The sequence below is a fragment of the Burkholderia metallica genome (genome assembly GCF_001718555.1).
Taxonomy (GTDB): Bacteria; Pseudomonadota; Gammaproteobacteria; order Burkholderiales; family Burkholderiaceae; genus Burkholderia; species Burkholderia metallica.
In genome coordinates this window covers 1,718,075-1,740,900 of sequence record NZ_CP013403.1, presented here as the reverse complement: position 1 = coordinate 1,740,900, position 22,826 = coordinate 1,718,075, and the positions used below count along the sequence as shown (strand labels likewise).

General features: G+C 68.5%; 20 protein-coding genes. 11 read left to right on the top strand and 9 right to left on the bottom strand.

Going from position 1 to position 22,826, the window contains the following annotated elements:
- The first annotated feature begins 11 nt into the window (after positions 1-11).
- Positions 12-431, top strand: coding sequence for a DoxX family protein (locus WJ16_RS27445; RefSeq protein WP_069261166.1), 420 nt, complete (start codon positions 12-14; stop codon positions 429-431).
- Between the two features lie 63 nt (positions 432-494).
- Positions 495-1,601: a porin gene (locus WJ16_RS27440; protein ID WP_069260161.1), complete on the top strand. Its 1,107-nt coding sequence runs from the start codon at positions 495-497 to the stop codon at positions 1,599-1,601.
- Positions 1,602-1,691: 90 nt separating this feature from the next.
- Here the strand turns inward: WJ16_RS27440 and WJ16_RS27435 are convergent, their stop codons facing one another.
- A complete protein-coding gene (locus tag WJ16_RS27435) occupies positions 1,692-3,011 on the bottom strand; it encodes an MFS transporter (RefSeq protein WP_069260160.1) in 1,320 nt (439 codons plus the stop codon).
- 43 nt (positions 3,012-3,054) lie between these two features.
- Entirely contained in the window at positions 3,055-4,239 is a 1,185-nt protein-coding gene (locus tag WJ16_RS27430) for a M20 aminoacylase family protein (protein WP_069260159.1), read from the bottom strand.
- Between the two features lie 182 nt (positions 4,240-4,421).
- Between WJ16_RS27430 and WJ16_RS27425 the strand changes: the two genes are divergently transcribed.
- A complete protein-coding gene (locus WJ16_RS27425) occupies positions 4,422-5,324 on the top strand; it encodes a LysR substrate-binding domain-containing protein (protein WP_069260158.1) in 903 nt (300 codons plus the stop codon).
- Between the two features lie 210 nt (positions 5,325-5,534).
- On the top strand, positions 5,535-5,855 hold the full coding sequence (gene ppnP, locus WJ16_RS27415) for a pyrimidine/purine nucleoside phosphorylase (protein WP_006478890.1): 321 nt from the start codon (positions 5,535-5,537) through the stop codon (positions 5,853-5,855).
- 109 nt (positions 5,856-5,964) lie between these two features.
- Here ppnP and WJ16_RS27410 read toward each other — a convergent pair whose 3' ends face one another.
- The 4 genes from WJ16_RS27410 to WJ16_RS27395 all read right to left on the bottom strand — a co-directional run bounded on the left by WJ16_RS27410 (position 5,965) and on the right by WJ16_RS27395 (position 10,314).
- Complete coding sequence (locus tag WJ16_RS27410) at positions 5,965-6,300, bottom strand: hypothetical protein (RefSeq protein WP_021162025.1); 336 nt, start codon at positions 6,298-6,300, stop codon at positions 5,965-5,967.
- A 488-nt stretch (positions 6,301-6,788) separates the two neighbouring features.
- The gene (locus tag WJ16_RS27405; protein WP_069260156.1) at positions 6,789-8,576 is read right to left on the bottom strand and encodes a chloride channel protein; all 1,788 of its coding nucleotides are present in this window, start codon (positions 8,574-8,576) and stop codon (positions 6,789-6,791) included.
- Between the two features lie 20 nt (positions 8,577-8,596).
- Positions 8,597-9,010 (bottom strand): MarR family winged helix-turn-helix transcriptional regulator, encoded by a 414-nt coding sequence (locus tag WJ16_RS27400; protein ID WP_069260155.1) that lies wholly within the window; start codon positions 9,008-9,010, stop codon positions 8,597-8,599.
- Positions 9,011-9,141: 131 nt separating this feature from the next.
- Positions 9,142-10,314: an HPP family protein gene (locus WJ16_RS27395; RefSeq protein ID WP_069260154.1), complete on the bottom strand. Its 1,173-nt coding sequence runs from the start codon at positions 10,312-10,314 to the stop codon at positions 9,142-9,144.
- Positions 10,315-10,672: 358 nt separating this feature from the next.
- Between WJ16_RS27395 and WJ16_RS27390 the strand changes: the two genes are divergently transcribed.
- Complete coding sequence (locus WJ16_RS27390) at positions 10,673-11,641, top strand: LysR family transcriptional regulator (RefSeq protein WP_069260153.1); 969 nt, start codon at positions 10,673-10,675, stop codon at positions 11,639-11,641.
- Between the two features lie 49 nt (positions 11,642-11,690).
- Here WJ16_RS27390 and WJ16_RS27385 read toward each other — a convergent pair whose 3' ends face one another.
- Both WJ16_RS27385 and WJ16_RS27380 read right to left on the bottom strand, forming a co-directional pair.
- Positions 11,691-13,055: an MFS transporter gene (locus tag WJ16_RS27385; protein ID WP_069260152.1), complete on the bottom strand. Its 1,365-nt coding sequence runs from the start codon at positions 13,053-13,055 to the stop codon at positions 11,691-11,693.
- 70 nt (positions 13,056-13,125) lie between these two features.
- Positions 13,126-14,064 (bottom strand): 2-hydroxyacid dehydrogenase, encoded by a 939-nt coding sequence (locus tag WJ16_RS27380; protein WP_069260151.1) that lies wholly within the window; start codon positions 14,062-14,064, stop codon positions 13,126-13,128.
- Positions 14,065-14,177: 113 nt separating this feature from the next.
- On the opposite strand from WJ16_RS27380, the gene WJ16_RS27375 reads away from it, so the two are divergent.
- The 6 genes from WJ16_RS27375 (at position 14,178) to WJ16_RS27350 (ending at position 21,223) form a co-directional block, all read left to right on the top strand.
- Positions 14,178-15,131: a LysR family transcriptional regulator gene (locus tag WJ16_RS27375; RefSeq protein ID WP_069260150.1), complete on the top strand. Its 954-nt coding sequence runs from the start codon at positions 14,178-14,180 to the stop codon at positions 15,129-15,131.
- A 240-nt stretch (positions 15,132-15,371) separates the two neighbouring features.
- Positions 15,372-16,400 (top strand): TRAP transporter substrate-binding protein, encoded by a 1,029-nt coding sequence (locus WJ16_RS27370; RefSeq protein WP_069260149.1) that lies wholly within the window; start codon positions 15,372-15,374, stop codon positions 16,398-16,400.
- 3 nt (positions 16,401-16,403) lie between these two features.
- Positions 16,404-18,290, top strand: a complete 1,887-nt coding sequence (locus WJ16_RS27365; protein ID WP_069260148.1) for a TRAP transporter large permease — start codon at positions 16,404-16,406, stop codon at positions 18,288-18,290.
- 22 nt (positions 18,291-18,312) lie between these two features.
- Positions 18,313-19,383: a LacI family DNA-binding transcriptional regulator gene (locus tag WJ16_RS27360; RefSeq protein WP_069260147.1), complete on the top strand. Its 1,071-nt coding sequence runs from the start codon at positions 18,313-18,315 to the stop codon at positions 19,381-19,383.
- Complete coding sequence (locus WJ16_RS27355; protein WP_069260146.1) at positions 19,380-20,402, top strand: hydroxyacid dehydrogenase; 1,023 nt, start codon at positions 19,380-19,382, stop codon at positions 20,400-20,402. Before WJ16_RS27360 ends, WJ16_RS27355 begins: the two co-directional genes overlap by 4 nt.
- Positions 20,399-21,223 (top strand): amidohydrolase family protein, encoded by an 825-nt coding sequence (locus WJ16_RS27350; RefSeq protein ID WP_069260145.1) that lies wholly within the window; start codon positions 20,399-20,401, stop codon positions 21,221-21,223. Before WJ16_RS27355 ends, WJ16_RS27350 begins: the two co-directional genes overlap by 4 nt.
- Positions 21,224-21,585: 362 nt before the next feature.
- Here the strand turns inward: WJ16_RS27350 and WJ16_RS27345 are convergent, their stop codons facing one another.
- A complete protein-coding gene (locus tag WJ16_RS27345; RefSeq protein WP_069260144.1) occupies positions 21,586-22,674 on the bottom strand; it encodes a calcium:cation antiporter in 1,089 nt (362 codons plus the stop codon).
- Positions 22,675-22,826 lie beyond the last annotated feature (152 nt).

Sequence of the window (22,826 nt, the reverse complement as noted above, 5' to 3'; positions counted from 1 at the left end):
TGATCGACACCATGACACCGAATCAACCGTTTCTCGCGTCCCAGCGCGATGTGCTGCTGCTGCTTGCCCGGATCCTGCTCGTGATCCTGTTCATCATGTTCGGCTGGAAGAAGATCGTCGACTTCCCCGGTACGATTGCGTTCATGGGTTCGGAAGGCGCGCCCGCGCCGATCATGTCCGCCGCGATTTCCGTCGTGATGGAGCTGTTCGCCGGGGTCGCGATCCTGGTCGGCTTCCAGACGCGCGCGCTCGCGCTGCTGCTGGCGCTCTACACGATCGGCACCGGCATCATCGGCCACCACTTCTGGAACATGACGGGCGGCGAGCAGATCAACAACATGATTCATTTCTACAAGAACATCGCGATCGCCGGCGGCCTGCTCGCGCTTTGCGCGGCGGGCCCCGGGCGTTTTTCGATCGATCGCGGATAAGCAGACCCGGGGCGCGCGCATGGGGCACGCGCTGGAAGGTCGAGACTCCGAGGGGGCATCATTTTGCGACTCAAACATTTCGCATGGCTGATCGCGGCCGCCACACCGGCGGCCGCTGTTGCACAGACGAGCGTGACGCTGTACGGCCGCGTCGACGGCGGCGTCGAGTACCTGAACCACATCGCGAAGCCGAACGGCGGCAGCGCGAGCCGCTGGAGCGCCGAAAGCGGCGACTGGGGCACCAGCATGTTCGGGCTGAAGGGTATCGAGGATCTCGGCGGCGGGCTGTCGACCGTCTTCAACCTGGAAACCGCGTTCCAGGTGATGAATGGCCAGACGGGCGGCGGCCGCATGTGGTCGCGGCGCGCGTACGTCGGGCTGAAGAGCAACACGTGGGGCCAGTTGCAGGCCGGCCGCAACCTGTTCATCGACAGCGACGGCGTGTGGGAATTCGACCCGTTCGTGCAGCAGGCGTTTTCGTCGGCCTCGCTCGTGCGCGGCCGCAACTGGCAGCAGACCAGCAACAACATCGAGTATCACAGCCCGGTGATCGGCGGCTTCGACGTGCAGGCGCAATACGCGTTCGGCAACCAGTCGCGCGGCTTCAACTACGGCGCGGCCGACGATTTCGGCCGCTCGGACGGGATCATGATCTCGTACCATTCGCCGGTGCTCGACGTGCGCGGCATCTACGACGAACTGCGCGACAACAACGGCAAGTTCAGCAACATCTTCACCGCGTCGCGCGAGTATTTCGTCGGCGCGAACGTGAAGGTGTCGAAGTTCAAGATCCAGGGCGCGTATACGCATTACCAGGCGCCGGACAGTCCGGCCGGCGTGGCCGATCGCGCGGATCACTACTGGCTCGGCGCGACCTACACCGCGACGCCGCAGTGGGCGGTGACGGGCGGCGGGTATTACGTGAAGGTGGGCGACGGCGGCGGCGACGCGTCGCACGATCCGTCGGGGCACGCGATGATGTACGTGCTCGGCACCACGTACAACCTGTCGAAGCGCACGTTCCTGTACGGCACGGTTGCGTATGTGCGCAACGGCGGCAATTCGAACTTCTCGCTGCTCGCGACGCCGCGCGATGCGACGTCGGGCACGAGCCCGATAACGGGCGAGTCGCAGACGGGGGCGTATGTGGGGATGATGCATACCTTCTGAGCCCCGAAGGGCGCCGGATGCGCAAAAGGCACGGGTGGTCGAACCCGTGCCTTTTTTCGTTTGCGGCCCGCGGGCCGCATCGGCCACCCGTCAGTCGAGCGCCTTCCCGGCCTTCTCATCCATGCAGCGCACGGCGAGCAGCGTCATCGCACCGCACCCGATCGCATACCACGCAGGCGCATTCGGATTGCCAGTCGCCGCGATCAGCCACGTGACGAAGAACTGCGCGAAGCCGCCGAAGATCGCGACGCCGATGCTGTACACGAGCGCGCCGCCGGTCGCGCGCACCGCACGGGGGAACAGCTCGCCGAGCATCGCGCCCGTCGCGCCGATGTTGATCGCATGCACGATCGACAGCGCGGCGATGATCGACAGCAGCGACGCGGCGCCCGGCCAGCGGTTCAGCGCGATGAACGCCGGGTAGATCGCGGCCATCAGCACGATGCGCGTCCACCAGACGATCCGGTTGCGCCCGTACACGTCGGACAGGTGGCCGCCGATCGGCGTCACGAGCATCAGGATCGCGCCGGCGACGCAGCCGGCCGTCATCGACAGCCACGTCGGCAGGTGCAGCACCTGCACGCCGTAGATCGCCATGTAGAACACGATGATGTAATGGATCGACGTGCCGCCGATCGTCACGCCGAGGCCCGCGAACACGGCCTTGCCGTGATGGCGCAGCACGTCGGCGAGCGGCAGCGACGCGACCGGCTCGTCGTGCGCGGCGGCGGGCGCGGCGGACGGCACTTCCTCGACGGTGCGGCGCAGCCAGTAGCCGAGCGGCACGAACAGCGTGCCGATGATGAACGGCACGCGCCAGCCCCAGCTTTCGAGCTGCGCGGCATTCAGCGTCGACGTGAGCGCGACGCCGGTCAGTGCGCCCGCGAGCGCGGCGAGCCCCTGGCTCGAGAACTGGAACGACGCATAGAAGCCGCGCCGATGCTGCGGCGCCTGTTCGAGCAGCAGCGTCGTCGATGCGCCGACTTCACCGCCGGACGCGAACCCTTGCAGCAGGCGCGCGAGCACGAGCAGCAGCGGTGCGGCGAGGCCGATCTGCGCGAAGGTCGGCGCGACCGCGATCATGGCGGTGCCGAGCGCCATCAGCAGCAGCGTGAGGATCATCGCCTTCTTGCGGCCGGCGCGGTCGGCGTACATGCCGATCACGAGCCCGCCGAGCGGGCGCGTGACGAAGCCGACGCCGAAGCTCGCGACCGCGAGCATCAATTGCCCGAACGGCGAGTGCACGGGAAAGAACAGCTTGCCGATCAGGATCGCGAAGAAGCTGTAGACCGTGAAGTCGTAGAACTCGAGCGCGTTGCCGACGGCGGCGGCCGCGATCAGCTTGCGTTTCTTCGCGGCGGCGCGGGCATCGACCGGCGTGCCGGCATACGGAAGGGCGGACGTTTCCATGGGGTTCCCCCGGGTAAGCGCTGAACTGCGTGATGAAGGGCCGTCAGGCCGCGAGCCAGGCTTCGGCGACGCGGACCCAGTAGCTCGCGCCGATCGCGAGGATGTCGTCGTTGAAGTCGTAGCCGGGGTTGTGCACCATGCAGCCGCCCTTGCTGCCGATCCCGTTGCCGATGAACGCGTAGCAGCCGGGGCGCGCTTCGAGCATGAACGCGAAATCCTCGCTGCCCATCAGCGGCGCGGTGTCGGCCTCGACACGCTCCGCGCCGAGCATCTGGCGCGCGACGTCGATCGCGAACGCGGTGGGTTCCGCATGATTGACGAGCACCGGATAGCCGTAGTCGTAGTCGACTTCCGCCGTGACGCCGAAGCTTTCCGCCTGGCCCTTCACGAGCGCTTCGATGCGACGCGCGAGCAGCGCGCGCACGTCGGCGTTCAGCGCGCGCACCGACAGCTTCATCGTGACGGTTTCGGGAATGATGTTGAACGTCTCGCCGGCCTGCACGCTGCCGACGGTGATCACCGCCGCGTGCTGCGCATCGACCTCGCGCGCGACGATCGTCTGCAGTGCGACCATGATGCTGCCCGCGGCCGACATCGGATCGCGCGCGAAGTGCGGCATCGCGCCGTGGCCGCCGACGCCGCGCAGCGTGATCGTCACGCGGTCGGCCGACGCCATCGCGGCGCCGGTTCGGAACGCCATGTCGCCGGCCGCGCGGCCGGGCATGTTGTGGATCGCGAAGATCGCGTCGCAGGGGAAGCGGTCGAACAGGCCGTCGTCCATCATCGCCTTCGCGCCGCCGAAGTTTTCCTCGGCCGGCTGGAAGATCAGGTTCAGCGTGCCGGAAAACTGGCGCGTGGCCGCGAGGTGGCGCGCCGCGCACAGCAGCATCGCGGTATGACCGTCGTGGCCGCACGCGTGCATCTTGTTCGCATGGCGGCTCGCGTACGGCAGGCCGGTGGCCTCCGCGAGCGGCAGCGCATCCATGTCGGCGCGCAGCCCGACCGTGCGCGTGCCTTGCCCTTCGCGCAGCACGCCGACCACGCCCGTCTTGCCGATGCCGCGATGCACTTCATAGCCCCAGCCGGCGAGCAGCTCGGCGACGAGATCGCTCGTGAGCGTTTCCTCGAATGCGAGTTCGGGATGAGCGTGGATGCGGCGGCGCACTTCGACCAGCTCGGGCGCGATCGCGGCGATACCGGGGATGACGGGGTTCACGGCTTGCAGCATGGTCTCTCCTGTGGGGCAGGTGGGGCGTTTGGCGCACATATGACGAGCAAGCATATAAATTTCTTTTGTGTACCAGAAGCTGATAAATTGCTTTGGTGCTCACCACCGGTTGCCGCTCGGGAATACCCTGAACCGGCGTGTGCCGTGCAGCACAGGGTTTCCACGGATCACGCATTGCCGCCATGAAATACCATCAGTTGAAAGCGTTCGTCACCGTCGCGGAAGAGGGGAGCATTCGCGCGGCCGCGCGGCGCCTGAACGTGTCGCCGGCGGCGCTGACGAAGGCGGTCAAGGAGCTGGAGATCGCGCTCGGCGTCTCGCTCGTGGTGCGCACCGCGCGCGGCGTGCAGCTCACCGGGTTCGGCCAGCAGTTGCAGGTGCGCGCGCGGCTGATCGTCGCCGAAATGCAGCGCGCCCGCGACGACATCGAACAGGCGCAGGGCGCGATGACCGGCTCCGTCGCGGCGGCGATCACGCCGGCTGCCGCGGTGACGATCCTGCCCGATGCGTTTCGCGCGTTCCGGCGCCGCTTTCCGGTGGCACGCGTCAACCTGATCGAAGGGTTTCCGGGCGTCGCGCTGCCGCGCCTGCATGACGGCTCGCTCGATTTCGCGGTGGCCGTCGTCGTCCCCGAACTGCTCGCGGCCGAATTCGATCACGCGGAGCTTTATGCGAGCCGGTCGCTGATCGTCGCGCGCAAGGGGCATCCGCTCGCTTCGGCGACGTCGCTTGCCGATCTCGTCGATGCCGACTGGCTGATGAACCCGTCGCCGGAAAGCTCGACGCAGGTGCTGTTCAATTCGTTCGTCGCGTACGGGCTGCCGGTGCCGGCGCGCGTCGTCGAATGTCCGAGCTTCGGCCTCGCGCACAGCCTGATGACCGAATGCGACCTGATCGCATCGATGCCCGAGCAACTGTTGCAGGGCGAATGGGCGCGCGACCAGCTCGCGGTGCTGCCGATCCGCGAGCGCCTGCCGGGCGTGTCGGTGCAGGTCATCACGCGCCGCGACAGCCCGCTGACGCCGGCCGCGGCGATGCTGCTCGACTGCCTGCGCGATTCCGCGCGGCGCAAGGGGCTGCGGTGAACCTTTGCGCGCGATCGGCAACGGTCATTGCATCGTTGTCCTGCGGATCGTGCGCACGGCGCTGACGTCATCCCGGCGGGCATGCGGCTTGCTCGGCGGGCACGCCATCGCGGCGCCTGTCGTGCAAGCCGGTATCATAACGGCCGGCCCGCCGCTTCGGCCGGCCTCCAACAACATCGCCATCCGGCATTCAGCAATCAGAGGCATTACATGACCAGTGCAACCCAATTCGACAACGTATCGGTCGTCAAGCGCGCGAACGTCTATTTCGACGGCAAGTGCGTGTCGCATACCGTGCTCTTCCCGGACGGCACGCGCAAGACGCTCGGTGTGATCCTGCCGTGTGCGCTCAACTTCGGCACCGATGCGCCCGAATTGATGGAAGTGCAGGCCGGCAAGTGCCGCGTGAAGCTCGACGGCAGCAGCGAGTGGCAGACCTACGGCGCGGGCGAATCGTTCTCGGTGCCGGGCAAGAGCCGCTTCGACATCGAAGTGCTCGAGACGCTCGATTACGTCTGCAGCTACCTGTAACACGCGCCGCGAAGACACACGCTGCGCGGCAGCAGCAAAAAGAAAGCCCCGCCGAAGCGGGGCTTGTCGCAAGCGGATGGCGCAAGGCCATCCGGAGCGCCTGTTCTCGTTACAGGCAGGCGTTGATGTCGCCGGCCGACGATGCATCGCCGCCGCGGAAACCAACCCAGGTCTTCGCATTCGCGGCGTTGGCCGGGCGCACGACGGCCGCGGCGCCATTCGGCGGCTGCTGGCCCGGCGCATACACGGCCATCGCGAGGCCATTCGCGAGTTCGTACTGCGACGTCACTTGTTGCTGCGACTTGTCGGCCCAGGTCTTCGCGATGCACTGCGCGACCTGGTCGGCAGGCTTCTGGCTTTGTCCCACGTTTTGCAGGGCAGAATCGGCTGCATGAGCAGAAAATGCCACGGTCAATGCGATGAGCGGTAAGTATTTCGCGTTCACGTTATCTCCCTCGAGTCGTGATTGATTGAATGGGATCCGCAGCAGAACTGCGTGATAGTCAGATCGCGTTGAACAAGCACGGTTCCGATGATTCCGAAACAAGTTGTTAACGCGCTTGCCAAATCGCGGCGCCGATGCTGTGCACTTTGCTGCGGCACGGCATGCATCGTATGCAGCTCGACGTCATGTGTTGCATGGCCGGTACGCTGCCCGGTCGTGCCGTGAGAGGTGGCCGCGGCGAGCGGCATGCGTTCCGCATGCCGTGCCGCAACTCTTTATTGGATTGCGAAAGTGGAATGGCTGATTGATGGCCCCGTCGCATGAGCACCATGATGACAAACTTTCGTCAGTCGAATTGTTAACCAACTTTAAACGCGGGAAGCGACGGCTTGCGAAGCGGCACGCGAGGGGCGTGTCGCTTCGTGCGGAAGAGGAAGCGGCCATGCGGGCGACGCGTGCGCGGCGAAACTGCCGCGCAGCGTGGTGGATCAGCCGGCCTGGCGCGAGCGGGAGACGCGCAGGTTGGCCGGGACGACCGGGCGGAAGCGTTCACGCTTCTGTTCGTCGTCGAAGTGCTGAAGCGCGGGCTTGATCAGATCGCTGCGCGACACGATGCCCGTGATGCGCATCGACTGCTCGTCGGCGACGACGGGCAGTCGCTCGAGCCCGAGCATCGCGAGTCGCGATGCGACGACGCGGCAGGTTTCATGCGCGTGCGCGACGGCGGGGGTGCGGTTCTCGAACGCGCCCGCGATCGGCGAGTCCGCCGCGGCCTCGGCGCGCCGCGCGTCGAGCGTCGCGCGATCGACGAGACCGAGCAGGCGGCCGTCCTGCACGACCGGGTACGCGCGATGGGCCTGCTGCGCGCCGAAATACTGCGACTCGACAGTAGCCAGCGTCGCTGCGCCGTCGATCGCGACGACCCGCTCGGCCGGCGTCATCACTTCGCCGATGTCGTGCCGCTCGAGCGGATCGACGCCGTATTCGCGATAGATGTGATAGCCGCGGCGTGCGATCTTTTCCGTCATGATCGAGCGCTTCATCACGACGGTCGCGAAACCGTGCGCGACGAGGGTGGCCGCGAGCAGCGGCAGCAGCGCGTTCGTGTCGTGCGTGAGGCCGAACGCGAACACGATCGCGGTCAGCGGCGCGCCGAGCGTTGCACCAAGCGTCGCGGCCATGCACACGAGCGGCCACAGCGCCGGGTCGCCGCCCGGCAGCACCGGCGACAGCACGGTGCCGAGGCCGGCGCCGAGCATCAGCAGCGGGGCGAGCACGCCGCCCGAGGTGCCCGAGCCGAGTGCGATCACCCACATCACGGCCTTCACGATCAGCACCGCGAGCGCGATCTTCAACGCGATGTGCTGATGCAGCAGGTCGCCGATCACGTCGTAGCCGACGCCGAGCGCGCGCGGTTCCAGCCGGCCGCCGATGCCGATCACGATCGCGCCGAGCGCGGGCCACCACATCCAGTGCACCGGCAGTTTCGCGAAGGCGTCCTCGACGCGGTACAGCGCGGCTGACAGCCCGCACGCGAGCATGCCCGACAGCAGGCCGGCGACGCCGCACGACAGCAGCGCGACGGGCGTCGGCGCGGCCGTGGTCAGCGCAAACAGCGGATCGACGCCGAAGAACACGGCGCGCGCGAAACCGGCCACCGCGCACGCGAGCGCGACCGGCAGGAAACTGCGCGGACGCCATTCGAACAGCAGCAGTTCGACCGCGAGCAGCACGGCGGCGACCGGCGTGCCGAACACGGCGGTCATGCCGGCGGCCGCACCGGCGACGAGCAGCGTCTTGCGCTCGGCGGCAGTGACGTGCACGCATTGCGCGATCAGCGAGCCGAGCGCGCCGCCCGTCATGATGATCGGGCCTTCGGCGCCGAACGGGCCGCCGCTGCCGATCACGACGCCGGACGACAGCGGCTTGAGGATCGCGACCTTCGGCGACATGCGGCTCTTGCCGAACAGGATCGCCTCGATCGCTTCGGGAATGCCGTGCCCGCGGATCTTGTCCGAACCGAAGCGCGCCATCAACCCGACGATCAGCCCGCCGATCACCGGCACGACGATCACCCACGCGCCGAGCGTATTGTGCGCGGGCGAGCGGTCGACGAACGAGAACTGCCGGAAGAAGAACAGGTTCGTGAACAGATGGATCAGGCTCAGCAGCACGAATGAGGCGAGCGTGCTGAGCAGCCCGATTCCGGCGGCAAGCAACGCGATCGTGGGCAGGCGTTCGTTGGTCGAGAAATCGCGTTTGTGCGGTGCGTTCATCGGTGTGGAAAGGGCGAGGGTCAGTAATCGATCTGGGGAACCTGGAACGCGCCCTTGAGCGACTTCAGCTCGGCGCGATGCATGGCCGCGAGACGCGCGAGCAGCGTCTCGCCCGCGGGCTCGAGGTGGACTTCGACCTGGCGGCGGTCCGCTTCGCTCGTCTTGCGCTTCACGAGGCCGAGCGCTTCGCAGCGCGTGACCAGCGCGACGACGCCGTGATGCTGGGCCTGCAGGCGTTCCGCGAGTTCGCCGATGGTTGCCCATTCGCGATGCGGGTAGCCCTTGATGTGGAGCAGCAGCAAGTATTGCAGCGGCGTCACGCCTTCGCTTTGCGCGGCGCGTTCGGAGAAGCGCTCGAAGCGGCGCATCTGGTAGCGGAACTCGGACAGTTGCTGGAAATCGCTTTTCGCCAGTGCGCGTCGGGTATCGTTCATCGGGGCGGTCGGACAGTCGGTTTCGATAGCGGTAAATATATCACAGCATGATATAAATGGCCGAATTTCCGCGCACGGAATACATGCTGCGTTGCGTCGGCCGTTACAGCGCGTGACGCGCACTGCATGTGCTACGCCGCTTCGAGCATTTGCATCTGCCGATACAGGCCCGTGACGAGATCCGTCTGGGTCATGATTCCAACGAGCCGGCGCGACGCATCGACGACAGGAATGTGGTGGTGGCCCGAATGCGTAAACAGCGGCACGAGCGCGGTAATCGGCATCGTTTCCGGCACGCATGCGACGTCGCGCGTCATCACGGACGCGACGCTCGCCGGCTGGCCGCCGAACGATTGCGGCAGCCGCGCGAACACGCGTTGCCACAGCGGGGTCGGGCGGCGCAGCGCGCGCGTGAGGTCGGCGCGCGTGACGATGCCGGTCAGGCGGCCTTCGCCGTCGACCACGGGCAGCGCCTTCACGCGGTGGCGGTCGAGCAGCGCGAGTGCGGCCGTCACCGACGTCGACGGCGCGACTTCGATGGCATGTCTAGTCATCAGGTCGGCGCACGAGAGCTGGCCGAACGTGCGCGTATAGGCCTGCATCTCCGTTTCGCGCAGCAGCGCTTCGATATCGTCAGGATCGACGTCGAGCCATTCGCCGCGGCGCTTCAGCACCGCGTCGAGGTCGTCGCGCGTGAAGCCGCCGCGCGCCGCCGCTGCGGCGCCGGCAGGTTTCGCTTCGGTGCGCACGCCGCCGTGCGGGTAGCGGTGCCCGGTGAGCGCGTGATAGGCGAGCGCGGCCGACAGCAGGATGGCCGATTGCAGCGCGATCGGTTCCAGCACGAAGCTGAAGCCGAGCGAGTGGATCGCCGGGCCGCCGACCACCGCCGTGAGCGCGACGGCGCCCGACGGCGGGTGCACGCAACGCAGCGCGAACATGCCGCCGATCGCGCATGCGATCGCGACCGCGGCGGCCGTGACCGGGTCGGCGATCCATTGCGCGCAGGCGACCCCGACCGTCGCCGCGACGAGATTGCCGCCGACGATCGACCACGGTTGCGCGAGCGGGCTGGCCGGCACCGCGAACAGCAGCACGGCCGATGCGCCCATCGGCGCGACGAGCAGCGGCACGAGGCCCGGCACGCCGGGAAGCAGCCGCATCGTCACGCCGACCGTCGCGATCCCGACGAGCGCACCCATGCACGAGCGCAGGCGCTCGCGCCAGCCGAGCGACATCGGATGAGGAACGAAGCTGTGCAGCCATTGCCGCAACGTGCGGCGCGACGAAGAAGAGCCTGACGACATGGACGGTAAGCGGTAGAGATGACGGCGCGGATGCGCGCGGTGGCAAGCGGCGAATTATATCGTGTTGTGATACAAATTGCTGCGCTGCTTCCGCGTTGCAGATGAGCGATGCGCGTGTCTTGCAAAAACCTTTCATCCCATGAAGGCGGGTGCGTCGATTGCGCAAATTCGTCGGCAGCGGCGTACAATTCGGGCCACCGAATCCCCCCGTCATGCCCGAACTCCGTACGCGATGCCCGCTCTCCCGCCTTTTCCCCCGGCACGGCAATCGATGCGACGTGGTTCGCGGCTGCGTTCCGTTTCCCCCTGACGCGAGCGCTGCCGACGCCTCCCCACTGACTCTCCCCCAGCCAATTCAATGGACATGCTCGAAAACATGCGCCTGTTCGTGCGCGTTGTCGAAGCCGGCAGTTTTACTGCGGTTGCGAAGGAAATCGACGCGACCACCGCGCAGGTGTCGCGCGCGGTATCGAACCTCGAAGCGCACGTACAGACGCGCCTGCTGCATCGCACGACGCGCCACCTCGGCCTCACCGAAAGCGGCCAACGCTATTTCGAGCGCGCGAAATCGATCCTCGCGGAAATCGACTACGCGAATGCGGAGGCACGCAACGCGCTGCTGCGGCCGACCGGCAAGATGCGCATCCATGCGATGACGGGGCTCGGGCAGAGCCATGTCGTGTCGTCGATCGTCCGCTACCAGGAGGACAACCCCGACGTGTCGGTCGAACTCACGCTGGCGCAGCGGATGCCGAATCTCGTCGAGGAGGGCTACGACGTGTCGATCGTGACGGCGTCGCAACTGCCCGATTCGGGCTATGTCGCGCAGACCTGCGGCACGAGCTGCAGCGTGCTCGTCGCGTCGCGCGAATACCTGGCGCGCCACGGCACGCCGCAAACGCCCGACGAACTGCCGAACCACGTGTGCCTGCGTCTCGACACGCCCGCATCGCCGGCCGGCGAATGGCGGCTCGAGCGCAGCGACGGCGAGGAGACCGTCTACGAGCTGCAGCCCGCGCCGTTCCAGGTGAACGTGCCGGACGCGTTGTGCGTCGCCGTGCGCGCCGGGCGCGGAATCGCATGCGTCGCGCTGTATACGGTGCTCGACGACATCCGCGAAGGGCGGCTGATCCGCGTGCTGCCCGAGTACCGGCTGCAGACGGTGAGCGTGTATGCGGTCTACGCGACGCGCCGCTATCTCGACGCGAAGATCCGCACGTTCCTCGACCATCTGCGCACGACGCTCACGCCTGCGCTGGAGAACGATCTGCGCGAACTCGACCGGCTGACCACCGAACAGACGCCCGGCGGCCGCAAGCGCGCCTGACGGCCCGCGCGGGCGCGCACCGCCCGAACCGTACGTGCGGCGGCGACGGTCATGCGCGCGGCGCGATGCGAATCCGCTCGAAGCGTCCCGCCAGCCATGCGTAGGCGGCAATGCCGATCAGCCCGTGCGCGGCGACGAACCACAACGCACCGGCGAACGAGCCCGTGCTCGCGACGAAATAGCCGATCACGAGCGGCGTGACGATGCCGGCGATGTTGCCGAGGCCGTTGAACACGCCGCCGCTCAGCCCGACCATGCCTTCCGGCGCCGTATCGGCGAGCACGGCCCAGCCGACCGCCGCGAGCCCCTTGCCGAAGAACGCGATCGTCATCAGCGCGATCACGACCGCGTTCGACGACGCGCCGTTCGCGAGCACGAGCAGCGTCGCCATCGCCATCCCCGCGACGAACGGCGTCTTGCGCGCCTTCGACGGATGCATGCCGCGGCGGATCAGCCAGTCCGACAGCACGCCGCCGAGCACGCCGCCCGTGAAGCCGCAGATCGCCGGCAGCGCGGCGACCCAGCCGGCTTCCATGATCGTCATCCCGCGCCCCTTGATCAGGTAGATCGGAAACCACGTGATGAAGAAATAGGTGAGCGCGGTAATGCAGTACTGGCCGATGTAGATCGCCCACAGGTTCCGGTGGCGAAACAGTTGCGACACGTCGTGCCACGACACGCGCGGCCGCGCGCGCACGCGGTTCGCTTCGAGGTCGACGAGCGCGCCGTGCGCGCGCAGGTAGTCGCGCTCCGCGTCGCTCACGCGCGGGTGGCCGTGCGGCTCGCGATACCACGCGAACCACAGCGCGGCGAGCGCGATGCCGAGCAGCCCCATCCACAGAAACACGTGCTCCCAGCCGAGCGCATGCGTGAGCCACGCCATCGCGGGCGTGAACAGCACGACGGCCATGTATTGCGCGGAATTGAACAGCGCCGACGCGGTGCCGCGTTCGGCGGTCGGGAACCAGCACGCAACGATTCTCGAGTTCGCCGGGAACGCCGGCGATTCGACGAGCCCGAGCATGAAGCGCATCACGAACAGCGCGAGCGTGGCGGCCGCGCCCTGCACGGCGAGCCAGCCGACCGTCCCCTGCAGCATCGTGAAGACCGACCACAGCAGCAGGCTCAGGCCGTACACGCGCCGTGCGCCGAAGCGGTCGAGCAACCAGCCGCCCGGGATCTGGCCGATCGCATAGGCCCACGCGAACGCGGAAAAGACGATGCCGAGCTGCACCGGCGTGAGTCCGAGGTCATGTGCGACGCCGGTGCCGGCGATCGACATCGTCGCGCGATCCGCATAGTTGATGACGGTGACCGCGAAAATCAGCGCGAGGACCGCATAGCGGACGCGGCCGATCGTGCGCGACGCGGCGGGCGACGCGGCGAGGGCGGCGCCGCTGGATCGATGGGGCATGCGTGTCTCCTGGCCTTCGTCGTGCGAAGGCATCCGGTGTTGTAAGGGGCCGTCGTACGGCTTGCGGCGGTCAGCGCGTGACGCTGGTCGGCGGGCGCTGGCCCGCGAAGCACGCGGCGAGATTGGCGAGCACGATCCGGCCCATCTCCTCGCGCGTTTCGCGGGTCGCGCTTGCGCGGTGCGGCTGCACGACCACGCGGTCGAGTTCGAGCAGCGCGGCCGGCACGTGCGGTTCGTTCGCGAACACGTCGAGGCCGGCGCCGGCGATCGTGCCGTCGGCGAGCGCGCGAATCAACGCGGCTTCGTCGACCAGCTTGCCGCGTGCGACATTGATCAGGAATCCTTTTGGACCGAGCGCGGCGAGCACGTCCGCCGTCACGAGCACGTTGCCGTGATCGGCCGATGCCGCGATCACGAGCACGTCGCTGTCGCGCGCGAGCGCGGCGAGGTCGGGCACGAAGCGATAGCCGCTGTCGCGATGCTCGCGCGGGCCGAAATAGCTGACGGGCATCCGGAACGCCTGCGCGCGCGCGGCGATCGCGCGCCCGACACGGCCGAGCCCGACGATCCCGAGCCGCTTGCCGGTCACCTGCGTCGCAAGCGGCTGGGCCGCCTTGCTCCAGCGGCCGGCGCGCACGATGCGCTCGCCGGCGCCGAGGTCGCGCAGCGTCATCAGGATCAGCCCCAGCGCCATGTCGGCGACGTCGTCGGTCAGCACGTCGGGCGTCGTCGTCACGTGGATGCCGCGGGCCCGCGCGCGATCGAGATCGACGGCGTCGGTGCCGATGCCGCTGATCGCGACGATCTCGAGCGCGGGCAGCCGGTCCATCAGTGCGGCGGACAGGCCGTTCGCGCCGCCGGTCACGACACCGCGAATGCGCGCGGCGACGCGCTCGAGCAGCGCGTCCGGGTGTGCGGCCGCATACAGCCGGTGCACCGCGTAACGGGCGGACAGTTCGGCGTCGATGGTGTCGGGAAGCGGCTGGGTGAGCAGGATGTCGATGGTCATGAAGGTCTCGGTCGGCGGGCGCGGTGCGGGCCGCGCATCAGGTGGAACCGAGTATAGAAATCGCATCGATATGCGTCTAACATCAAAAACCTATCGATTGATTCAAGAATTGGATGATTGAACTGCACCAGCTTCGCTGCTTCGTCGCGGTCGCCGAGGAACTGCACTTCGGCCGCGCGGCCAAACGGCTCTTCATGACTCAGCCGCCGCTCAGCCGGCAGATCCAGCTGCTCGAACACGCGCTCGGCATCGCGCTGCTGGAGCGCAGCAGCCGGCAGGTCAGCCTGACCGCGGCAGGCGAGCGGTTCCTGCGCGACGCGCGGCACATCCTCGAATTCTCCGCGCGGGCCGAGCAGGCCGCCCAGCGCGTCGCGCATGGCGGCGCCGGGCGCATTACGCTCGGCTTCACCGCGGTCAGCGCGTACCGGATGATTCCGATGCTGCTCGCGCATGCCGCGCACGCGCTGCCGGACGTCGACGTCGAATTGCGCGAGATGGTGTCGACCGTGCAGATCGATGCGCTGGCGTCGCGGATGCTCGATGCGGGCTTCGTGCGCCAGCGGGCCGCGCGCCAGCCGCTCGAATACCGGCTCGTGCAGCGCGAGCCGATGCTGGTCGCGGTCGCGCAAGGTGCGCCGCTCGCCGCGTGCGAGCGCATCGGCCCCGACGATCTCGACCGGCAGCCGTTCATCGCGTATTCGCCGAACGAGGGGAAATACTTCCACGACCTGATCTCGGGCCTGTTCGCGAACGCGGGGCGGCTGCCGAACTACCTGCATTACGTCGGGCAAACGCATACGATCCTCGGCCTCGTGCGCGCGGGGCTGGGCGCCGCGCTCGTGCCGGCGTCGGCGCGCGAGCTGCATGTCGACGGCGTGGTGTTCCGGCCGCTGGCGGGCGCCGACGTGGCGGCCGAGCTGTATCTCGCATGGCGCGCGGACAACGACAATCCGGCGCTGCCGGTATTCAATGCGATGGTCGAGCGGTTTCTGACCGAGAGCGCCGACGAAGCGGGCGGCCACGGCGGCGCGCGGCAAGGCGGCGGCTCGCGTCAGCGGACGCTGTAATAAGTCTGTCGTCTGACAATTCGAGATAGCGATCCGAATCCTTTCCGAATCGTTCGTGATTCGGTGAAATGCCATCGATTCATAGAATATCGCACAGGAATCGGGCGGGCACCTCCGCCCGTTTTCATCTGGGTCACGGGAAAACCCTCTCTTTTCAGCTTGTCGGTCGTCGTATTACTGTATGGATACACTAAATCGATACAGTTGCGTCGCGAGACGCAAACGCACAGGAGACGGCCCATGAATACCTACACCCGGCGGCGCTTTCTGCAGACGGCGTCCGTCGCCACGCTCGCGGCCGCGGGCGGCTTGCCCGGCGTGGCGCGCGCGCAGCCTGCGGTGACGTTGCGCTGCTCGTCGTCGATGCCGGCCGACCAGAACGCCGCGCACTACGCGTGGTACGAGCGGCTGGCCGCGAACCTGAAGGCGAGCGTGGGCGATGCGATTCGCGTCGACTACTTCCCGAACAGCCAGCTCGGCAAGGAGAGCGACGTCGCGCAGCAGGTCAAGATCGGCGCGATCGACATGATGATCGCGGGTTCGTCGATCTGGGCGACGGTGGCGCCGGAACTCGGGATGCTCGATCTCGGCTATCTGTTCGACGACTATGCGCATCTCGCGAAAGTGCTCGACGGCCCGGTCGGCAAAACCCTGAACGCGCTGCTGCAAAAACGCGCGGGCTGCACGGTGCTGACCTGGGGCTCGCATTTCGGCGGGCGTTGCGTGTTCACGAAACAGCCCGTGGTCGCGCTGCAGGGGATCAGGGGCACGAAGCTGCGCGTGCTGCCGACGCCGGCCTTCATGGACACGTTCAAGGCGATGGGCGCGGTGCCGACGCCGATTCCGTTCGGCGAGCTGTACATGGCCGTGCAGACGGGCGTCGTCGACGGGCTCGAGCACGATCCGGCCACGGTGCTCGCGAGCAAATTCGAGGAAGTGGTGAAATCGTGCTGGCAATCGCATCACGTGTTTGCCGCGATGACCGTCGTGATGGGGCGGCGCGCGCTCGACCGGATTCCGGCGAACCTGCGCCCCGCGTTCGATCGCGCGGTGACCGACGCAACCGCGCAGCAGCGCGCGATCGCCGCGCAGAAGGCCGACCAGGCCGAGCAGGCGCTGAAGCAGCGCGGCATGCGCTTTCATCCGATGGCGGAGGCCGAACGCGCGGCGTTGCGGCAGACGATGCACGACCGGCTCTATACGGCGTTCGCCGCGCAGTATCCGGCGACCGCGCCGCTGTTTCCGGCGATCGCCGCCGCACGGAGCTGAGCGATGGAGACCTGTTCCGTTTCGGGCGCCGCGGCGGCGCCGGGCGCCGGCCGTCCGGCGCGCCGCGCCGCCCGCATGGTGGACGCGATGCTGCGCACGATCGAAATCGTGTCCGCGGCGGTGCTGGCCGTCGACGTGCTCGTCGTGTTCGTGTCGGTCGTGTGCCGTTATTTCCTGCACGACCCGCTCGACTGGACCGAGGAGGTCGCGAGCGCGCTGATGATCGTGCTGGTGTTCTTCGGCGCGGCGACGGTGCTGGGGCGCAGCCAGCACGTCGGCATCGACCTGTTTCGCGGCTGGTTCCCGGCGCGCTGGCAGGGGGCGCTCGTGCAGATCGGCCACTGGATCGTCGCGGCCGTCTCGCTGAACCTGCTGGTGTCGTCGTGCCAGTTGCTCGCCGATTCGTACGACCAGCTGACGCCGGGCGGGCTGCCGGGGTGGATCAACGTGTATCCGATGATGTTCGGCGCGCTGTTCATGACCGTGTTCGCGCTGGCGAACGCGCTCGACGCGCCGCGCCGCCGCGTGGTCGGCACGCTCGCGTGCTGCGCGGGATGCGCGGCCGCGCTGTACGGATGGAATGCGCTGGTGCCGGCGCACGCGATCGCGCCCGGCATGCTGCTGGCGGCCGGGTTCATCGGCGGGCTCGTGCTGGGCGTGCCGATCGGTTTCGTGCTCGCGTTCTCGGCGCTGCTGTATTTCCTGGCCGACCCGACGCTGCCGCTGCTCGTCTACTCGCAGCAGGTCATGGCCGGCGCCGATCACTTCGTGCTGCTCGCCGTGCCGTTCTTCGTGCTGGCGGGGCTGCTGATGGAATCGAACGGCATGTCCGCACGGCTCGTCGAACTGCTGCTGCGAATCTTCGGGCGCGTGCGCGGCGGGCTCGGACTGATCGTGATTCTCGCGACGGCCTGCTTTTCCGGCGTGTCGGGCTCCAAGCTCGCGGACATCGCCGCGGTCGGCGGCGTCGTGATGCCGGCCGTGCGCCGCGCGCGCCAGGATCCTGACGAAACGGCCGCGCTGCTCGCGTGCAGCGCGGTGATGGCCGAGACCATCCCGCCCTGCGTGAACATGATCATCATGGGCTTCGTCGCGAACATCTCGATTGCCGGGCTGTTCGTCGCGGGCATCGTGCCGGCCGCGGTGCTGGCCGCGTCGCTCGCCGTGGTCACGGTGATCACCGGCCGCCGCATCGACGTCTCGGCGGTGTTCACGGAGCGCCGCGCATGGCTGCCGCTCGCGGGCGGCGCGCTGGTCGCACTGGCGATGGTCGCGATGATCGGCAAGGGCGTGACGTCGGGGATCGCGACGTCGACCGAGGTGTCCGCGTTTGCGGTGGTCTATGCGCTCGTGGCGGGCTGGCTCGCGTTTCGCGAGCTGACCTGGCGTTCGGTCGGGCGCGTGTTCGTGCGCGCCGCGTCGATGGCGGGTGGCATCCTGTTCATCGTCGCCGCGGCGTCGAGCGTGTCGTTCGCGCTGTCGATCGAGCAAATTCCCGCGCTGGTCTCGGGCACAATGACGGCGTTCGCCCACCAGTACGGCGCGACGATGTTCCTGCTGCTCGCGGCGCTGGTGATGGTCGTGTTCGGCGCGGTGCTCGAGGGCGCGCCGGCGCTGATCATCTTCGGGCCGCTGCTTGCGCCGATCGCGCTGCAGCTCGGCATCAACCCGCTGCATTTCGGCACGGTCGTGGTGGTGGCGATGGGGCTGGGGCTGTTCGCACCGCCGGTCGGGCTCGGGCTGTTCACGACCTGCGCGATCACGGGCACCGAAGTCCGGCACGTCGCCCGCCCGATGGTGAAATATCTGCTGGTGCTGGTGGCCGCCCTCGTGGCGCTGATTCTCGCACCGGCGTTTTCGTTGTGGCTGCCGGCCCGCTTCGGCCTGTAGCCGCCCTTTACCGCAAGACGACATGAGTACGATTCAGGACGTGGCCCGTCATGCGGCCGTTTCGGTCAGCACGGTTTCGAACGTGCTCAACGGCCGCACCGACCAGATGAAGCAGGAAACGCTCGAACGCGTGCAGGCCGCGATGCAGGCGCTGCAGTACCGGCCCAGTACGCTCGCGCGCCAGCTCAAGACGGGGCAGACGCCGCTCGTCGGGCTGCTGGTGCCGTCGATGGCGAACCCGATGTACGGCTACATCGCGCGCGAGGTCGAGGCCTGTGCGCAGGAACGCTACGGTCATCGCGTGCTGATCGGCAATACGTATCGCGATGCGACGAAGGAGGCGTCGTTCTTCGACGACCTGTTCGCGCATGGCGTGCGGCGCGTGATCGTGATCTCGTCGCTGGCCGACGAAAGCCATCTCGAGCGCGCGGCCGCGCGCGGGATGACGGTCGTGAGCTACGACCGGCGCGCGACGCCGGGCGAGCCGTCGAAGGTCGATCACGTCACGGCCGACAACGAGGCCGCCGCGCGGCTCGCGACGCGTTGCCTCGTCGACGCGGGACACCGGCGGCTCGCGTTCGCGACGGTTGCCGGCATGACCGTGAGCCGCAGTGACAAGATCCGCGGCTTTCTCGCGACGGCGCGCGACGCGGGCCTCGACGCGAATGCGCAGGTGCTCGACGGCGGTCCCGCGAACGAGTACGGCGATGCGGTGATCGTCGACGTGGGGCGTGCGCTCGGCGTCGCGCTTGCCGCCGATCCGGCGCGGCCGACCGGCATCGTCGCGGTCAACGACCTGTTCGCGCTCGGCCTGATGGCCGGCTTGCGCGACGGCGGGCTGCGCGTGCCGGACGACGTGTCGGTCGTCGGGATGGACGGGCATTTCCTGTCGGCGATTTCCAATCCGGCGCTGACCACGGTGCAATTGCCCGTCACCGAGATGGCCGAGGAAATGGTGCGGCGCGTGATGCGGCCGGACGGCGAGTCGCCGCCTGCGCCCGAGCCGCACGTGTTTTCCGGCGTGACGCTCGTCGAGCGCGCGTCGGTCGCGTCGCCGCCGCAGGTCGACGATTCGCACGGAGGCGCCGCATGACGCGCGTCTTCATCACGCATCCGTCCGGGCGGCTCGACCAGTATTTCGGCGCGAAGGCGATGCGCGCGCTGCAGGCGATCGCGGACGTCACGTGCAACCCGCTCGATCGCGAGCTGCGCACGGACGAACTGGTGGCGGCCGCGCAGGGTTGCGATGCGATGATCGCGTACCGGCAGACGCCCGCGCCGCATGCGCTGTTCGCGGGGCTGCCCGCGCTGGCGGCGTTTCTGCGGTGCGCGGTCGATATCCGCACCGTCGATGTCGACGCGGCGAGCGCATTCGGCGTGCTGGTCACGCAGGCGAGCCCCGGCTTCGCGCCGGCGGTCGCCGAGTGGACGATCGGCGCGATGATCGATCTGGCGCGCGGTATCGGCCGCTATGCGTCGGCGTACCACCAGGGAACGCCGCCGGCGCCGCGGATGGGCCGCGAATTGCGCGGCAGCACGCTCGGCCTGATCGGTTACGGACAGATCGCGCGCCACCTCGCGCCGATCGCGACGGCGCTCGGGATGCGCGTGCTCGTCAGCGATCCGTACGTGCGCGTCGACGAGCCGACGCTCGAACAGGTCGAATTCCCCGCGCTGCTGCAGGCTGCCGATTTCGTCGTGTGCCTCGCGCCGGCAACGCCGGAAACCGCGAACCTGATCGATGCGGGTGCGTTCGCGGCGATGAAGCCGGGCGCGTACTTCATCAACGCGTCGCGCGGCGAGCTGGTCGACGAGCGGGCGCTGTCCGACGCGCTCGACACCGGCCGGCTCGCAGGCTGCGCCCTCGACGTCGGGCGCGCGGCGGACCAGATGCCTACGCCCGCACTCGCCGCGCATCCGCGCGTGATCGCGACGCCGCACGTCGGCGGCCTGACGCTGCCCGCGGTCGAGCACCAGGCACTGGAGACGGTCGATCAGCTCGCCGCGCTGCTCGCCGGCAGCGTGCCGCGCGGCGCGGTCAACGCGGAGCGTGCGACGCGGCTCGCGCGCTGGCGGACGGCACGCCCGGATACGGGGAGGGGCACGCGATGACACGCGACGAGCGCGCCGGGCGGCTGGCCGACGCCTGCGATTGCCACATCCATATCTACGACGACGCCTATCCGCTCGCACCGACGGCGACGTTCCGTCCGCCGCACGCGCCGGTCGATGCGTATCGCCGCGTGCAGCAGGCGCTCGGCCTTGCTCGCGTCGTGATCGTGCAGCCGACCGGCTATGGCGTCGACAACCGCTGCCTGCTCGACGCGCTGGCCGCATTCGGCGAGCGGGCGCGCGGCGTCGCGACGCTGCCGGTCGACGTGCCGGACGCAGAACTGGCGCGATTGCATGCGGCGGGCGTGCGCGGTGTGCGGTTCATGATGCTGTCGGGCGGCCTGGCGCGGTGGGACGACCTGGAGCGGGTGGCCGCGCGGATCGGGCCGCTTGGCTGGCACATCGACGTGCAGCTCGACGGCCGGACGCTGCCGGACGTGCTGCCGGCGTTGTCGTCGCTACAGGCGCGTCTCGTGATCGATCACACGGGCAAGTTCCTGACGCCCGTCGCGCCGGACGCGCCGGCGTTTGTCGCGCTGCGCCGCCTGCTCGATCGCGGCCACGCATGGGTGAAGCTGTCCGCGCCGTACGAGACGTCACGCTCGGGCGCGCCCGGCTACGACGATGTCGCGCGTCTGGCCGCCGTGCTGGCGCGCAACCATTCGGCGCGTTGCGTGTGGGGCAGCAACTGGCCGCACCCGAACACGTCGCCGGTTCCGGACGACACGAGCTTGCTCCGCTGGCTGGATGACTGCACCGCGGACGACGTGCTCACCCGGGCGATTCTGGCCGACAATCCGGCGGTGCTGTACGGATTCTGAGTTGGCCGCCTGCACGATGCCGGCGCGTGACAATTTTGCAATCCTGAGCGGCGCCCGCATCGGCGCCTCGTGACGCTCGTCGCGCCCCGCCTTGCATTGCGCCGTCGGCTTGCGTGACCGGCCGGCGGCTGCCGGCGTCCGACGCATTTCGATCGAGCTTGAAAAACGAACGCGAGCAGGCTCGGCCGTGGTGAGCGCTATCAAGAGATTCGACGTCGCAACACCCTCGCGAACCCGAACCTGATCCTGGCGGGCCAGCATCGGGTGATTCCGGTGCGACAGCGGCGGCGTGGGTGACTGAAGGGGGGATGGATTGCAACGGCCCGGCGGAGAAGCTCCGCCGGGCCGTGTGCATTCTGGCGTCAGTGCGTGATCGACAGGAACAGGTACGCGGCGAACAGCGACAGGTGCACGACGCCGTGCAGCACCGTCGTGCGGCCCTGGCTGAGCGTCAGCGTGCTGACCAGCAGCGTCAGCGCCAGCAGCACGGTTTCCATCGGGCCGATGCCGAGCGTGAGCGGCTGGCCGACCCAGATGAACACGGCCGCGACGGTCGGGATCGTGAGCCCGATGCTCGCGAGCGCCGAGCCGAGCGCGAGGTTCATGCTGGTCTGCAGGCGATTCGCGCGCGCGGCGGTGACGGCCGCGAGCCCTTCGGGCAGCAGCACGAGCGCGGCGATCACGATGCCGACCGCGGCTTCGGGCGCACCGAGCTGCAGCACCGCATGCTCGACGGCCGGCGACAGCAGCTTCGCGAGCAGCACCACGGCGACGAGGCTGGCGAACAGCAGCACCATGCTGATCACGGCGGTGCGGTTGCTCGGGGCCGCCGCGTGAACCGCCTCGTTCGCGCTGTCGTGCGCGGCGAGGAAGTAGTCGCGGTGGCGCACGGTCTGCACGAACACGAACGCGCCGTACAGCACGAGCGACGACACGCCGGCGAACGCGAGCTGCGATTTCGAGAAGAACGGGCCCGGTGCGGCGTTCAGGTAGTTCGGCATCACGAGCGACAGCACCGACAGCGACGCGAGTACCGCGAGCGCCTTGCTCGCGCCGCGCCCCTGGAAGTCCTGCTCGCCGTGCTTCCACGCGCCGACCAGCAGGCAGATGCCGACGATGCCGTTGCAGATGATCATCACGGCGGCGAACACGGTGTCGCGGGCGAGGCCCGATTTCTCGGGGCCCGCGCCGAGCATCACGGAGACGATCAGCGCGACCTCGATGACGGTCACGGCGACCGCGAGCACGAGCGTGCCGAACGGCTCGCCGACGCGATGCGCGACGACTTCGGCGTGGTGGACGGCGGCGAACACGGCGCCGGCGAGCGCGGCGGCCAACACCGCGATGACGAGGCCTTCGGCCGGCACGACGCGCGACAGCGCGAGGACCAGCCACGCGGCAAGCGGGGCGACGAGGGTCCAGCGCGGGAGCTGGTTGGACGAGAGCGGCATGGAGGGTTTCCTTACGCGGGTGGCGGCGCGCGACGCGCCGTCACGGATTGACGAAGCCCGGCCGTACTATCCGCCGAACGAGGACGATGAAACCGAAGGGTGGCAGCACGCAACGGCGCTGCCCTGGATTCGCCGCCGTGAAGCGGCGAGGG

What these genes read in the sequence shown, in the direction of transcription:
- WJ16_RS27445 (WP_069261166.1), top strand. Translation starts at nt 12, where the DNA reads ATGACACCGAATCAACCGTTTCTCGCGTCCCAGCGCGATGTGCTGCTG.
- WJ16_RS27435 (WP_069260160.1), bottom strand. Translation starts at nt 3,011, where the DNA reads ATGGAAACGTCCGCCCTTCCGTATGCCGGCACGCCGGTCGATGCCCGC.
- WJ16_RS27430 (WP_069260159.1), bottom strand. Translation starts at nt 4,239, where the DNA reads ATGCTGCAAGCCGTGAACCCCGTCATCCCCGGTATCGCCGCGATCGCG.
- WJ16_RS27425 (WP_069260158.1), top strand. Translation starts at nt 4,422, where the DNA reads ATGAAATACCATCAGTTGAAAGCGTTCGTCACCGTCGCGGAAGAGGGG.
- ppnP (WP_006478890.1), top strand. Translation starts at nt 5,535, where the DNA reads ATGACCAGTGCAACCCAATTCGACAACGTATCGGTCGTCAAGCGCGCG.
- WJ16_RS27405 (WP_069260156.1), bottom strand. Translation starts at nt 8,576, where the DNA reads ATGAACGCACCGCACAAACGCGATTTCTCGACCAACGAACGCCTGCCC.
- WJ16_RS27400 (WP_069260155.1), bottom strand. Translation starts at nt 9,010, where the DNA reads ATGAACGATACCCGACGCGCACTGGCGAAAAGCGATTTCCAGCAACTG.
- WJ16_RS27395 (WP_069260154.1), bottom strand. Translation starts at nt 10,314, where the DNA reads ATGTCGTCAGGCTCTTCTTCGTCGCGCCGCACGTTGCGGCAATGGCTG.
- WJ16_RS27390 (WP_069260153.1), top strand. Translation starts at nt 10,673, where the DNA reads ATGGACATGCTCGAAAACATGCGCCTGTTCGTGCGCGTTGTCGAAGCC.
- WJ16_RS27385 (WP_069260152.1), bottom strand. Translation starts at nt 13,055, where the DNA reads ATGCCCCATCGATCCAGCGGCGCCGCCCTCGCCGCGTCGCCCGCCGCG.
- WJ16_RS27380 (WP_069260151.1), bottom strand. Translation starts at nt 14,064, where the DNA reads ATGACCATCGACATCCTGCTCACCCAGCCGCTTCCCGACACCATCGAC.
- WJ16_RS27375 (WP_069260150.1), top strand. Translation starts at nt 14,178, where the DNA reads ATGATTGAACTGCACCAGCTTCGCTGCTTCGTCGCGGTCGCCGAGGAA.
- WJ16_RS27370 (WP_069260149.1), top strand. Translation starts at nt 15,372, where the DNA reads ATGAATACCTACACCCGGCGGCGCTTTCTGCAGACGGCGTCCGTCGCC.
- WJ16_RS27365 (WP_069260148.1), top strand. Translation starts at nt 16,404, where the DNA reads ATGGAGACCTGTTCCGTTTCGGGCGCCGCGGCGGCGCCGGGCGCCGGC.
- WJ16_RS27360 (WP_069260147.1), top strand. Translation starts at nt 18,313, where the DNA reads ATGAGTACGATTCAGGACGTGGCCCGTCATGCGGCCGTTTCGGTCAGC.
- WJ16_RS27355 (WP_069260146.1), top strand. Translation starts at nt 19,380, where the DNA reads ATGACGCGCGTCTTCATCACGCATCCGTCCGGGCGGCTCGACCAGTAT.
- WJ16_RS27350 (WP_069260145.1), top strand. Translation starts at nt 20,399, where the DNA reads ATGACACGCGACGAGCGCGCCGGGCGGCTGGCCGACGCCTGCGATTGC.
- WJ16_RS27345 (WP_069260144.1), bottom strand. Translation starts at nt 22,674, where the DNA reads ATGCCGCTCTCGTCCAACCAGCTCCCGCGCTGGACCCTCGTCGCCCCG.